Below are 12187 nucleotides of genomic sequence, written 5' to 3'. Positions count from 1 at the left end.
CCCCAACGGTTGTATCTTCGCCACGGAACGGTACAATGGCGCGGCTCGCTGCCTAGCGAGCTGCGTAATGGTGGTCCCACCGGTCCCCCCGCATTGATTACCCGTTAACCTGGTCAGGCCCGGAAGGGAGCAGCCATAGCGGGAACATCGAGTGCCGGGGTGTGGCTGGTGGGGCCGCCTCCATTTCGCAAGTCCTTGAATTCTCAAGGATTTCTCGCTCAAAAATCTCGAAGTGTGACAGCGTTTAGGTACACCTGAGTGGTGTACTTCATATGTCATATTATCTCGTATGTAGGATCTGCCCAAGCATTGTCCTGCTCTGTCTTGTGAGCGGCAGGGCTTGAGACTCACCTACTATGGCGGCCTGGCTAGCTACGCGAGGTCTCAAGCTGCGTCTGTCCATCTTTTACTGCTGCCTCTTGGTGTCGTGGCTCTGTGTCCGTTCATTTCACGGAGGCGTAGCCAAGGGCAAGCGCTGCTCCGTTCCAAGCGGACATTTTTCGGAACCCTTGCGAAAAGGCTTGCAATGGTCTCGTACGAATCAAATATACTTGCTGCAGGCAATGTGCTATGACGAACCTATAAAGGGATTTTGCAGCATGGCAGTAAGAAAAGAAGCATTTGAACGTTTTTTTACTCACCACCCAGATCAACACCTCTTGGCTTCTTCACTCGACGAAGCTTTCGATGTGACTTTTGGTAATCAGCATGGTGGCCAGTTTGTTTGGCTGTGCGAACCGAAAGAGTTGGTGAAGGAACGATTTGGTCTCCTGAAAGAAGTTATTGTCCTTTACTCTCCCCATCGTAGGACTGATGCCCGCACTCTGACTAATCTGGAAAACTTTTCAGCATCTCCTGATTTCAGGCATAGGGTTGACAAGGTTGTTGCAATAATTATACATGAGGGTGACTCCGCCATTACTGAAGAGCTGGTTAAAGGGACTAATGATTGGGTCATTGTCTCGATTCAGGCGGAGGAACTGAGGAATGCGAAGAGAGGAAATTTCTTCATTAGGTCTAAGTTGGCCGAAAGGATTGGTTTGTTTGATCTTTTTGGTATGTCTTCACCTATTAAGCACGATAAGTACTTTTATGGTCGTGATCCGTTGGTTCAAGAAGTTATCCAGCGTATTGCTGTGAGGAAAGAGAACTCGGGAATTTTTGGCCTCAGAAAGACAGGAAAGACCTCGGTATTGTACGCTATTCAGCGTCGCCTTAGTGATAAGGGGGTGCTTATTGAATATATAGACTGCCATGGGCCTGGGGTCTATGGTATGCGCTGGTGGCAGTTGTTACAAGAAATTGCAGGTAGGCTTATTTCTGCTATACATGCGAAGCACAAGCTGACGATACGTGATGAAGGTGTATATGATCAGCTAAATGCATCTAATAGCTTCAACCATCTGGTTAAGCGTATATTGGGCTTTGGGGCTGTAACCCAAATCGCATTACTGCTTGATGAGATTGAGTTTATAACACCAACCCTCAGCAATGCTCTTGGTCAGCATTGGGATGACGATTATGTGCCATTCTGGCAAACAATAAGGTCGCTGTCTCAAGAAGTGGCAGGCGGGATAGTGTTCGTCGTGGCTGGTGTTAACCCATCTAGTGTGGAGCAGTCTCACTTTAATCATATTCCAAATCCTATATTCCAGCTTGCTGTTCCCTATTATCTGGAAGTTTTAGATCGATCTGATGTGCGTGATATGGTTCGTTCTATAGGAAAGTACTCCGGCTTTTCATTCGATGAACAAGTATATGGTTATCTTCAGAGGGTTTACGGCGGGCACCCGTATTTAATCAGGTTGGCGTGTAGTGAGGTCAGTAAATCGCTTGATCATGTGTCTGCCGAATCGAAGATGCAGATTGTTGAAGCTGACTTCTCCTCAAAAAATAGTGCTATCCGAAATCGTATTTCACAGCCTATAAAGGATATCCTTCTCTCGCTAGTCTGGTGGTATCCAGATGAATATGACTTGCTATCAGTTCTAGCTGATGGGGATAGGGCGTTCTTCTTGGAGTTTCTTTCTGATGCGCCCGAGAAGGCTATGCAGTTTGTGCGGTACGGTCTGGTGCATGAGCACTCTGGGGATTTTGCTATTCGCGATTTGCGAGATTTCCTGAATGAATATGGTGAGGCTTATAAAAAGGTCATTTCTCCTTTCAAACGAGGAGATTTGCCGTTAGAAGTCTTGCCACAAGAGCCAGAACTTCCTGATCTTGCTGTGCTGTTTGAGAAGCGTACAGAGGTGGAAGTTGCCCTTCGTAAGTATGTGATTATGGTTTTAGGTTTCAAGTTTGGCTTTGATGATAAGCTGATTTCTGAGCAAATCATTAAGGGGTTAAAGCCTCGGAATGGTAGTGTAGACCAAAGTCAGTTATTTGTTGGGCGCAGACCTCAAGATGCTATCAATGAACTGTTTCTTTCAGATTTGAAACCACTGTTCAGGTCTAACTGGGGTGATTTCGGTCCTACATTTGAGAAGAAGCAAGATCGTTTCGAAATGAATATGGATACCATCAATATTGCAAGGCGTTATGAAGCGCACGCTAAGCCTGTTCCGAAGATAGACAAAGACGAGTTCCTTAATAGCTATTCATGGTTTACGACTAGGTTAAGCCGCGTGCCGGGTTTAATGTAAGGCAGTCTTGTTGGGTCGGCGGGTCTATAAGTCGGGCGGGAGGCATAGGTCTCGTCTATAAGGCTCGCCAGGGTCCTGAGCTATCATAAGGATGAGAAAACCGCCCGCGAAGGCGGCTAAGTGGGTCTGTTTCCCTTATGGGCTATGCTCTGAGCGTAGGAGGGCAATCCCTTGGCCAATGCTCTGTGCGTTCGTATCGAGTGTCTGAAGCGCTCCCAGTACGTTATCGTGGATGTGCGTTGAGCCACGCTGGCTTACCCATAGCGACAGCTCTTCCAGGGCTGCCCGGATGGCCGTCTGGTTCATCATCAGCAGTTCGAGCGTGTCTGCGGCTACTACGGCCTTGTCGTCGTCCATGGGCATTCCCGATGTGAGCGCTGGTGTTGATCGGCTTGCTGCTGAGGCTAGGTAGCCTCACTACCGTGCGGGAACGATAGCTGTTGAGGGTGGACACAACACGGTTATGCCCAACCTAGTTGTCGGCTGCGTCACAGCAGGGCGGGCCTCAAGGCTTCCAGTCTTGCCACGTTATCGTTCATCGAATCGTCCTCGGGGGGCGTTCGTTCGGAGCAAGCAATCCGAATATCCAGCCAGAACAACACCACAGCCTTTACGAGGTCGCGTAACAGCGCTGTGGTGATTAGCATGCCATCCACAGGCATCAACCCTTCCTCCACCGCTCCGAGTTGCTCGCACTCAGATAATGTTCTCGACCAAAGCTCGGGGTACTTTCTTCTGAGCTTCTTCGCTGACGCCCCCTCTCCATGGCGACAAGCATTTCCCAGCAGTTGTAGCTTGTCGAGCCGGTTGTAGGACTGGAAGTTTTCGAGTGATAAACCGCGTATTTCGCAGAAGAGCTGTTTAAGCGAGTGGTCCTTCTTGTTGCTGTCCCAGATGGCGTCTCGGATGTCGTCCGCATCGGCGGTAGGGTGCTTCACCTGTGTCCAGCATTTGCAGAGATAGTCGCGCAGTTGCTGTTCCCACAGTGATTGGATGCCAAGGCAGAGCGCCATGCTTGTCTTGGCGATCAGGTGTTGATGGTCACGGCGACGGAAGGCAGTGAGAATCTGGTCTTCTTGAGCGGCGATTTCGGCATCCTTCTGTTTCAGGGCCGTTAGCGACGGCTCAACCACCAGCGAAAGGAAGTTTTGCGCCACTTCGCCGTAACTATTGGCATAGGCGTCGGCTATGGTGGGTGTCCATTCAGGGTTTTCGGTCATCAGAAGTCCATTACTGTCAGTAGGTGTGCCACCACCATATTGGCAGATACCTGCAACCTTCTAAACCGACCAGTAGCTGATGCCGAAGATCATCGGTGGATCGAAGAGCAAATATCGTTGGAGGCGGGTCGGAACGAGTCGGATGTGGGTCGGTGTTTAAGGCGTCTGGCTCCCGTAGGTGCCCCTGGCGGCCATGAAATCAAAATATCGAAGCTGTATTGAGGTATTCGGTAGCGTAGCTAAAACTGCTTCCTATGAGCTTGCAGGCGCAGTCAGTCGCCGGTGGCGAAGGATAACCCGAGGCGGGCCATCAGGCGGGATACCGTCATGGGTCGAAATGCACTACCCCGTGCCGTCGTCACGCCCTTTGAATTAAGGCATTGAGCGATAGCGGCAAGCGAGGAGCAGCCATCGTACAGGCAGGCCTTGATATGGTGAGCGATAGCGTCTGCCCTGGTGTCTGCATTAATTTTCTTTGCTATCACGGCGGCACCATTGCCAACTGCCCACGCCTTCGCACGACCTGCATCACGGCGGGCGATCTTCTCTCGGGCAGCGGTATCACCATTGGCGGCAAGGTTCTTCAACTCAGCCAGTCCAGCCTTCGTACGAGCACGGATCTTCAGCAGCTCTTCCTCGGCAAGTAGCGACTTGATGTTTCGCAGCAGACCACTGCTATGAACATCCTCTGCTTCGATAAAGGTGTATTTCTTCTGCAAGGTTACGAAGTGGGCGTGATCCCGTGTGAGGCGGTCGATCCGGTGCACGACAACTGGACAGTTCAGGCCTTTCGCCATTGCGAGTGCTAGGCGGCACTGCGGGCGATCCTGAGGGTCGATGGCGCCTGATACGCCCTCATCAGTGAACTGAGCGACAATCTCCCAACCGTGCGTCTCGGCTGCGATTTTGACGGCGGCGAACTGACCACCGACTGACAAGCACTGATCGTCTGTACTCATCCTTGCGTAGGCCACTACCTGCATCGCTTCCTCGACTCATCATCTGGGGTGTGCCAATTTTAACATATCGCTGACGAACGTCTACAAAGTGTTACGGTGTCGCTTGTAGTTTTGGTGCGCCTCTTGGCTCCGTGGAGGGCTTTGCTTCTCGCCAATTCCTGCCGAGTAGGCCTGCAAGTCGGAAGCAAAGCCGGTTTATAGCTAGTTTCGGGTTTTGAGGTCCAGACTAGGAGAAGGGGGAATTAGCCCAAGTCGCTTAAGAATCGGTGTAACTCTTGTTTTCTGGTTAACAGTTAGCATCGAGTACTTCCTGTACGAGTAGCGTAAGCTATCCAGAAACTTAATTTCCCAGGGGGTTAGTTTCTCTCGACTGTTGCTAAGAGCGGTGTCAATTAGCATGGAAAATTTGACCTCGCGGGAAAGCGCCATTAGGTAATCCTTGTAGGTTGGCTAATTTTCCGGCTCTGCACGTGAAGGGCATCTAGCTTAATGCCGTTATGCTGAAGACCGTGAAAATAGGGCGATAGAGCGCTACCCGGCTTGTAAAGCGAGGCATCTGATCTACCGAGCGTGACTTACTGAATTACTTTCTTGCTAGTTATGCTGGATACAGCAATAACTTGAGGCTAGAGGGAGGGAGCCTCATCATTCCTTACGGGACTTACGGGACTTACGGGACTTACGGGACTTACGGGATTCGCGAGGGCGGCAGTTACAGCCGTATCCCAGAGTATTCATTAAGGCTCGGATGTGTCAAGCCTGTTGGTTGACGTTTTCGCATGGTGCTCATCGGCGCCGCCACGAAGAGGTACTGTGGGTCAAAGCCCAGTGACATCCACGATCATTGCTGTAGGTGGAGCGGCTTGTGGTGTGTTTCCAGGTGGAGCATCTCCGCCACCTCCCCAAAGTCGGGATGAAATTCCGGTGAAGCCCCCGCCACCAGCTGAGGGGCCCACGCGAATGGCGTAACTCATTAGGACGCCCCAGGGTAAGCCCGCCTGCATTGCTCCGCGCCAGCATTTGGCGTAGACACCCAGTCCTATTGCGTAATTGCGGGTGGGATCTGGCCAGGGCTTGATAGCCAGCCCGCTCGTTGGGACGGTGAAGGCATCGGCCACCTTCATGAAGTTGCTTTCGGAGTCGAACGTGAGGACGCCATTCTCGTCGAAGAGCTGTAGCCCGGACCCGCTGCCAGAATCTTGAGCTGGGGAGTCCTTGAATCCGTAGATTTCTATCGCTCCTGGGGTACTCGTCACGAAGGTGTGAGAGGTGCCGGCCTTCTTGATAAGGGCGATGCTTCGCTCAACGGGTGATGCGAAGAACAGGTACTTCGTTTCGAGGGGGATGGTGACCGTGAAGTGATACCACGTCCCAACGAAAGCAGTGTTGCTGCTGGTGTAAGGTCCGGCGTACGTCAGCCTAAATGCTGGAGCGACTGTCTTGAAGTTCGAGTCGATCTGCATGATGCCGTCATCCATGAATAGCGTGAATCCGGCTTGCATCAGTACACACCTACATTAATGACGACGCTGCGCCGTGGGGCTGGTCCAAACGGTGAAATGGGGATCTGATAGTCCAGGAACGCCCAGGAGACTGTCGTATCAGTGATGGTGACGTCCGGGTACGCAAAGTACTCAGCGAAGTAATCGGCATTGGTGGTGATCTGGAAGAAAGGTGTGCCAGCATCTTGAAGCTCAGGAACAGTACGAGATGAGTTAGTGGCACCGCTTTCAAACGAGGTGACGATTCTGCCTATGCGATGTGTGGCGTCCAGCATCAGCACACCGTTAGAGTCGAAAGTTTGAAGTCCAAATGGCATTTGGTTTCCTTGAGGGCGGGCGGTTAACTCGCCTTTGCTTGTTCTTCTTGCCGCATAGCGTTTATATAGCATCGCATAGCCCACTCAATGAACTCACGGGTGGGCTTATTATGCTTTCGTGCGTAGTGGCATAGCGTGTGGAAGTCGGCTGCGTTGAAAGTGACCCCTAGCACCTTAGGTTGGTCGTTCATTCCGGGGTCTCCACTGCTTTCTTGACTTTGGGCGGTTTTTTGTAAGCTTCAATTAGGTCAGCAAGTGCATCTTTGCGAACCGATTCCAGCAGATCCTCTGTGGTTCTTGCTGCCTCGGCTTCAGCTTCACGCCGCTTGCGAACAACGGTGAACTCTATTTGACGCTGAGTTTCAGTGATGTTTCGATCGTAGCGTTGTTGGGCGTAATCAGCCTTTGCTTCCACTACCAGCTGTTTTAGATCAGCCTCGGTGATAGTCGTGGGCTTCCTTAACTGGATTTTCAGGTAAAGAGGTTGGGAGATAGCTGTTGCAATTGTATATCCCTTCAGAAGCCAACTAGTTAGTTCAGTCAAGGCTAGGTGCAATGGCTTGTCGCTAAACCAATCAACGTTCACGCCTAGCTGTGGGTAGGCAGGTGACTCACTGTGACGAAAGTAAGAGATTTCTTTCTCTTTGATTAGTTTCTGTAGCTCGGCGTCGTCATGCTTGAAGAACTCTACAACTGACGTTCCATATGTGTGGTTTTTGTCGCTCACTGGCTTATGCTCGATTACTTGAACGGTGCTTGCGCAAGGCGTTAACTAGGCTCGCCTTAGCGTCTGCATTACTTGCTCTGGGGGTGGTGGCTGAAGCGGTCTTGTCGCTTTCTTTGGGTTTTTGGCGAGCTAGGGTTTCAGCCTGCTTGGCTGCTTTCACCCGTGCCCTATGTGTTTCTAGGTCGTCTAGGGTAACAACCATGCCTGGAGGGAGAATGGAGTTCTCCAGTCCATTAAGGTAAGCCAGTTCTGCCTTGGTTGCAGGAACGTAGTTGACAGTGGCGGATGGAGTGGTAGGAAGGTCAAGAAAGTACGAAAGGATCGCACCGTTATTCTTGTCCACTTCAAGATAGATAGGACTACTCATGGTTTGTCTCTTGCTGGGGGTGTTGACTCTTCTGTAGCTCTTGCTCGGAATGCTGGTTCTCTAGCTCTTCTTGAGTGAACTTGTTGTTAGCCCTCCAGACTCGAACTTGGCACTGAACAGAGCAGAACCTCGATCGTGAAGAGCGGCTGAAGAAGTTTCGACTGCAAGACTCACAGGTGTGTCTACGCAGTGGGTGGCGGTGGCTCATAGAGGTGCCTTAGGTTGGAGTTGTATTTGTTAAGGCCGAGATACCCCCTTGTTGGAGGCTGGACTTAGGGTTCTAGTGTTACTGATAGAGCACTTGGGTTAGCAAGTGCAGGTATCACCCCGTTGCAGGGAGATGTTTGGAGAGGTGGCCAATCTCGTTGCAGCCCCTGGCCTGGGCACGACATTGAGGCACAGGTAAGTTGAACCCTGGGCCAACCTGGCAACTGTCTTCACGCTTCTTTAAATACCGATCATTTGGTCTCGGATCGGAAACGAGCTTCGCACTAGAGGCAGGAAATGACGTGCCTTGGCAGGAGTGAGAAAGGGGAGAAAGAACCTTGCAGAAAGTGCTCGATTCAATGTGTGGAGTATACCACAAAAGTTGTATTTGTCAATACATTCATGCAATAAAAGTTGCACTATTTTGAAAGATGTGTTAGCTGACTCCTCTTTGGTTAGTTGCGTGCCTAGTCTGGTGGTTGGGTAGGGTTACCCTTTAGTCTGGTGTAGCCCTGTAGTCAGCATTGTCTGCTAAGGGCGCCTGTGACGTCTGCGTCACCTGGGTAAAATTAAGTCTGGTGCACAAGTAAAGTCTATTTGGAGCAGGGGGTGGTGCACACCTCCGTGCCAGCTCTATAGAGTTGCTAATGCTTCTGTCGGCTCTCATTTCTAAGGTGGTGAGGGAAAGGCCTCTTAGTGAAGGCCAATTGTGGCTGAGGCCACAGCGTGACTCTGCACAGCAAGATGAAGAGTGGGAAGGGGCTCTGCTCCCCCTTGCTCCTTCCAACTTCATAGAGTTCTATCCTTGCCTCATGGCAAAGTCCTAAGAAGGGGGCAGGGGCAGGAAGGCCCCCAACGCTTCTCCTTTCACCTAGCAGATATATGGTGACGTGCCGTCACGTTGCATAACGTCTACATTCCTCAGCAAGCTCAAGATCAAGAGCAGAGAGGGGCTTTCTTGCCCCGTCTCTTCTCTCTGCTACATAGAGGTGCTATCCGTGCCTCAGGCACAGGCTCTCCGCTGTGGCGTATACGCCACGATTTACTGAACGTTACCCTTGAATGCATCTGTCCGGAAATTAGTGCACCCTAGTAATATGGTACGCGCAATATTCCCGTTTTCGGACAGATGAGAATGATTCGTGATTGGGCCTGGGTTATATTAGCCAGCCTTGGCTCTCGGCGTAATCAAGGAAGTGGTCGAGCCCTGAAGGTTCAGGGTAGTAGCTAGGCCGGTCTGCTTTCGTTTCGGTCGATTCGGCATACGCTAAATCTGGATTCCGCTCAAGCTTCCCAACAAGATTTACAGTTCGTTCTAGTAGTTTTTCCACTGGCTCGTTCCCGTAGCCTTTGATCGCCAACTTAACTAGATGCTGCTCGACTGCATATAGCTGCTTCTTGCGTGCCAGTTCAGTACTCCCATCTTTGTCCGCCTGCCGAGTTCCGTGTAATGTCATGTACTCGTTCACCCACTCGTTAATCCTACTCTGAATATCTGTAGCGGCACTTATTAGGAGTTCGCTGCTTGAGCGAGGAGCGGTTTCATCAATCCAGTCCATTGTGAAGATGGCTGTACGATTCTCGTTATTGGCTTGTTGCCTAACCTTCTGTTTCACTCGGTATAGGGTGTCGTCCGTATAGTTGCTCTTATATCTTCCTGTTGAGGTGTCCCAGCTACAGCCATATTCTTCGTGTAAGATATTTCGCAGCTCGTAGTCCCGGATGCCGTGCCCGGTGACGGCAAGCTCAAATGCTCTATCTGTGGCCTTGGTGAGTGCAGTAGGGATCTTGGAAATCTTCGCTGAGGGCTTCTTGCCCTTTTGGATACCCTTTGTTAGGGCCCTGACGCGACGTTCAGAAACGCCAGTTTCATCCATAATCTTAGCGAGGATCATTCCCTCTCTGCGAAGCTCTATGACTTTGTATTCAGCGGGGGTGGACGGAGTTGCTGGGGTGGTGCTGGAGTTCTTCATGGTTATCCTTGGCTACTTGTAAGTTTGTCCGTAGTCCTCCTATTGTCTGTTGGGAGAGCTGTAGACCTTTTCTTAGGCAACACGAAACCCGCTCTGCTCAGTGGCCTAGTGGCTTGAACAAGCGAGGAAGTGGTGGTCTGGAGAGCAGGGGTGCTGCGGGGCCAGTGATCCTGGCTGGGCGGGATCTTAACCGGAAGCTTCCAGAAGTCAACCCGCTTAAGTGTGAATTTTACTGCGCAGTTTCTAGGTTGCAGATAGTTACAGCATGGTTCATGCTGCATTAAATCCTTCGAACTCAGATTTTTCGTGAGGTAACAGGCGATAGTTGCCGCATGGTCCATGCTGCACTATATCCTTGGTATGCAGGTCCCCTCGTGACCTGAAAAGTACCCACCCCACTGGCGTAGCTGTACGAGTTTCCCTCATCGTCTGCCTGGAGAAGCACAGGGGTAGCCGTCCCGGCTAAGGCCTTAGCCAGTTCATCGGAGAGCATTGACCACCCCTCGCTCGATGTTCGCGTAGTTGCGGATGTACTCAAGGCGTAGCTTTACCTGGAGCTTCTTCATCCTGTATTGCGGAGGATGAAAGTCTTCCTCTAGCTCTTCATCGTTGAGCCGCAGGAAATGGCCGAAGTCTGTTACGACTTCATAGATTGAGCCGTTACCTCTCAAGAATGATGGCAGTTGGTCTTCCGTGTAGACACGGACTACCAGGGCATTGCCGAACTTCCTGCCGTCCTTGGTAGAGAGCTGAGCGTAAAGCTCGACCTTGCCATTCAGGGCTTTGTCTGCCCAGGAGGGCAGATACACTTCGCCCTCAGAGAACATGCAGCGTTCTCGCTCTACGTCGATTACTGCTTCTTCCATTATTCACCAGTCCCTACTAGCCCAGCTTTACGCAGCAGCTTGCCGATGTAGATTTCACCCTTGCCAGTTACCATGGTCTGGGTGTAGTGCACAAACTTGCCGTTCTTCTTGAAGAACCTTGGGTCTACTTCGAAGTGGCCTGAATCAATGAAGCGCTGATACGGCGGGCTAAACTCGGCAGTACGCAGAACTTCGTTCTCTCGCAGGAAGTTGAAGAGCTTGGTTCGACCAATGCCGTACTTGTTTGCAACTTCCAGCATGGTGCGGCACTTCTCTGAAGCCTTCACAGCGTCATGGAACTCAACCTTCGGTTTGTCTCGAACGATCTTCAGGTTCAGCTTCGAGTTCTCATCCACCAGCGTCTGGGCTTGGCCCATCAGCGCCTGGATGTACTTCAGCGGGTTGGCCAGCAGATCCTCGGCAGCGTTGTCGTGCACCGCGACACCCTGGGTGGCCAGCCTGTCGTAGGCACGGATCACCTTCAGGTTGTACGAGGGGCTTACCCACATGGCGTAGGCGTAGACCAGCTCCTTCGCGGCGTAGACGCCACCAGCTCGGCCCCTGCGGACCTCGACTGCTTTTGAACGCCAGTTTTGGCGCTCTAACTCTTCCACCAGCTCTGCCGACCCGCCGTTACGCTTCCACCGATTCGGGGAATGGCGTTCCTCCCCACCGGCAGCCCGGTGGAAGTCGTTCAGGCAGTATCGCCCCTCTTCGTCCTGTCGGATCACCACGCCGTCGATCACGACTGCGTTGTCTCGGTGATCGTCCAGCTTTACAACTTTACTCAATCCATTGCCCTCCTGGGCGTAATAAGGGCCCACCCTGTGGGCCCTATTCCAGCTGCTTACGCAGCGTCCTGTTCAGCGAAGTAACGCTGCATCTCTTCGAACTCTTCGCGTTCCCGCTCTTCCCGATACTCAGCGTATCGAGGCAAGCGTTCCCGCAGATCGTCTGCGTAGAAGTACAAGTCCTTGCCGTTGTCGAGAATCTGCTCGAACTCATCATCAGTAAGGAAGCCGGCGTATGTACGCTTGACCCACTCACGGTTGATACGCTGCGTGTAGGCAACGCTTGCTCGTACGTCAGATTCCTTGCCGTAGCCTGGGGAGTAGGAACAGGCGTGAACCATCATGGATGGGGCGACAGGGCATATACTGTGTATCTGGCGAGGTGAGGCAGATGGAAACGAAACGGACCCTAGAGGGCATAACGCTCGCTGGCGAGCAGTTGATCCAACAGGCCATTGATGCCCGTCGGCTTTACCAGCAAGCGGTGGATGCACGTAAGCCGGCTGATGAGATCGAGCGGCTACGATTTCTAGCTGACTCGTTGTTCCAGACAGTGACCGACTACCAGCTCGATGCCCTCGGCCATCAGCGGCAAACTCGCCACTGACGCCAAGCG

At 51.9% G+C, this 12187-nt stretch carries 13 protein-coding genes and 1 other RNA gene; 3 read left to right on the top strand and 11 right to left on the bottom strand.

The window, feature by feature from the left end:
• The first annotated feature begins 77 nt into the window (after positions 1-77).
• An RNA gene (ffs, locus tag KSS94_RS18745) (signal recognition particle sRNA small type) lies at positions 78-174 on the top strand.
• A gap of 425 nt (positions 175-599) precedes the next feature.
• Positions 600-2642, top strand: coding sequence for an ATP-binding protein (locus tag KSS94_RS18740; protein ID WP_217839571.1), 2043 nt, complete (start codon positions 600-602; stop codon positions 2640-2642).
• Positions 2643-2777: 135 nt separating this feature from the next.
• Here the strand turns inward: KSS94_RS18740 and KSS94_RS18735 are convergent, their stop codons facing one another.
• The 11 genes from KSS94_RS18735 to KSS94_RS18685 form a co-directional block, all read right to left on the bottom strand.
• Complete coding sequence (locus KSS94_RS18735) at positions 2778-2999, bottom strand: hypothetical protein (protein WP_225935804.1); 222 nt, start codon at positions 2997-2999, stop codon at positions 2778-2780.
• A 131-nt stretch (positions 3000-3130) separates the two neighbouring features.
• Positions 3131-3862, bottom strand: coding sequence for a hypothetical protein (locus KSS94_RS18730; RefSeq protein WP_217839569.1), 732 nt, complete (start codon positions 3860-3862; stop codon positions 3131-3133).
• Between the two features lie 272 nt (positions 3863-4134).
• Positions 4135-4845 carry a recombinase family protein gene (locus KSS94_RS18725; protein ID WP_217839568.1) on the bottom strand — a complete coding sequence of 237 codons (711 nt, stop codon included), beginning with the start codon at positions 4843-4845 and terminating at the stop codon, positions 4135-4137.
• A 794-nt stretch (positions 4846-5639) separates the two neighbouring features.
• Positions 5640-6323 (bottom strand): hypothetical protein, encoded by a 684-nt coding sequence (locus tag KSS94_RS18720; protein WP_217839567.1) that lies wholly within the window; start codon positions 6321-6323, stop codon positions 5640-5642.
• Positions 6323-6640 carry a hypothetical protein gene (locus KSS94_RS18715; protein WP_217839566.1) on the bottom strand — a complete coding sequence of 106 codons (318 nt, stop codon included), beginning with the start codon at positions 6638-6640 and terminating at the stop codon, positions 6323-6325. Before KSS94_RS18715 ends, KSS94_RS18720 begins: the two co-directional genes overlap by 1 nt.
• A gap of 187 nt (positions 6641-6827) precedes the next feature.
• Positions 6828-7367 carry a hypothetical protein gene (locus tag KSS94_RS18710; RefSeq protein ID WP_217839565.1) on the bottom strand — a complete coding sequence of 180 codons (540 nt, stop codon included), beginning with the start codon at positions 7365-7367 and terminating at the stop codon, positions 6828-6830.
• 4 nt (positions 7368-7371) lie between these two features.
• On the bottom strand, positions 7372-7734 hold the full coding sequence (locus KSS94_RS18705; RefSeq protein WP_217839564.1) for a hypothetical protein: 363 nt from the start codon (positions 7732-7734) through the stop codon (positions 7372-7374).
• Between the two features lie 1364 nt (positions 7735-9098).
• Entirely contained in the window at positions 9099-9914 is an 816-nt protein-coding gene (locus KSS94_RS18700; protein WP_217839563.1) for a hypothetical protein, read from the bottom strand.
• 479 nt (positions 9915-10393) lie between these two features.
• Positions 10394-10780: a hypothetical protein gene (locus tag KSS94_RS18695; RefSeq protein ID WP_217839562.1), complete on the bottom strand. Its 387-nt coding sequence runs from the start codon at positions 10778-10780 to the stop codon at positions 10394-10396.
• The gene (locus KSS94_RS18690) at positions 10780-11571 is read right to left on the bottom strand and encodes a KilA-N domain-containing protein (RefSeq protein WP_217839561.1); all 792 of its coding nucleotides are present in this window, start codon (positions 11569-11571) and stop codon (positions 10780-10782) included. The genes KSS94_RS18695 and KSS94_RS18690 overlap by 1 nt, the downstream gene beginning before the upstream one ends.
• Positions 11572-11627: 56 nt before the next feature.
• On the bottom strand, positions 11628-11915 hold the full coding sequence (locus KSS94_RS18685; protein WP_217839560.1) for a hypothetical protein: 288 nt from the start codon (positions 11913-11915) through the stop codon (positions 11628-11630).
• Between the two features lie 47 nt (positions 11916-11962).
• Here KSS94_RS18685 and KSS94_RS18680 point away from each other — a divergent pair, with 47 nt between their 5' ends.
• Positions 11963-12178, top strand: a complete 216-nt coding sequence (locus KSS94_RS18680; protein WP_217839559.1) for a hypothetical protein — start codon at positions 11963-11965, stop codon at positions 12176-12178.
• Positions 12179-12187 lie beyond the last annotated feature (9 nt).

Origin of the sequence: Pseudomonas fakonensis, from assembly GCF_019139895.1 — a bacterium.
In the GTDB taxonomy this organism is placed as follows: Bacteria; Pseudomonadota; Gammaproteobacteria; order Pseudomonadales; family Pseudomonadaceae; genus Aquipseudomonas; species Aquipseudomonas fakonensis.
The sequence above is the reverse complement of the archived record's forward strand: the minus strand, read 5'-3'. Positions and strand labels throughout refer to the sequence as shown.

Excerpts from the sequence above, each read along its gene's own strand:
- KSS94_RS18725 (WP_217839568.1), bottom strand. The coding sequence starts at position 4,845 with ATGCAGGTAGTGGCCTACGCAAGGATGAGTACAGACGATCAGTGCTTG.
- KSS94_RS18695 (WP_217839562.1), bottom strand. The coding sequence starts at position 10,780 with ATGGAAGAAGCAGTAATCGACGTAGAGCGAGAACGCTGCATGTTCTCT.
- KSS94_RS18735 (WP_225935804.1), bottom strand. The coding sequence starts at position 2,999 with ATGGACGACGACAAGGCCGTAGTAGCCGCAGACACGCTCGAACTGCTG.
- KSS94_RS18705 (WP_217839564.1), bottom strand. The coding sequence starts at position 7,734 with ATGAGTAGTCCTATCTATCTTGAAGTGGACAAGAATAACGGTGCGATC.
- KSS94_RS18680 (WP_217839559.1), top strand. The coding sequence starts at position 11,963 with ATGGAAACGAAACGGACCCTAGAGGGCATAACGCTCGCTGGCGAGCAG.
- KSS94_RS18685 (WP_217839560.1), bottom strand. The coding sequence starts at position 11,915 with ATGATGGTTCACGCCTGTTCCTACTCCCCAGGCTACGGCAAGGAATCT.
- KSS94_RS18740 (WP_217839571.1), top strand. The coding sequence starts at position 600 with ATGGCAGTAAGAAAAGAAGCATTTGAACGTTTTTTTACTCACCACCCA.
- KSS94_RS18720 (WP_217839567.1), bottom strand. The coding sequence starts at position 6,323 with ATGCAAGCCGGATTCACGCTATTCATGGATGACGGCATCATGCAGATC.
- KSS94_RS18700 (WP_217839563.1), bottom strand. The coding sequence starts at position 9,914 with ATGAAGAACTCCAGCACCACCCCAGCAACTCCGTCCACCCCCGCTGAA.
- KSS94_RS18730 (WP_217839569.1), bottom strand. The coding sequence starts at position 3,862 with ATGACCGAAAACCCTGAATGGACACCCACCATAGCCGACGCCTATGCC.
- KSS94_RS18715 (WP_217839566.1), bottom strand. The coding sequence starts at position 6,640 with ATGCCATTTGGACTTCAAACTTTCGACTCTAACGGTGTGCTGATGCTG.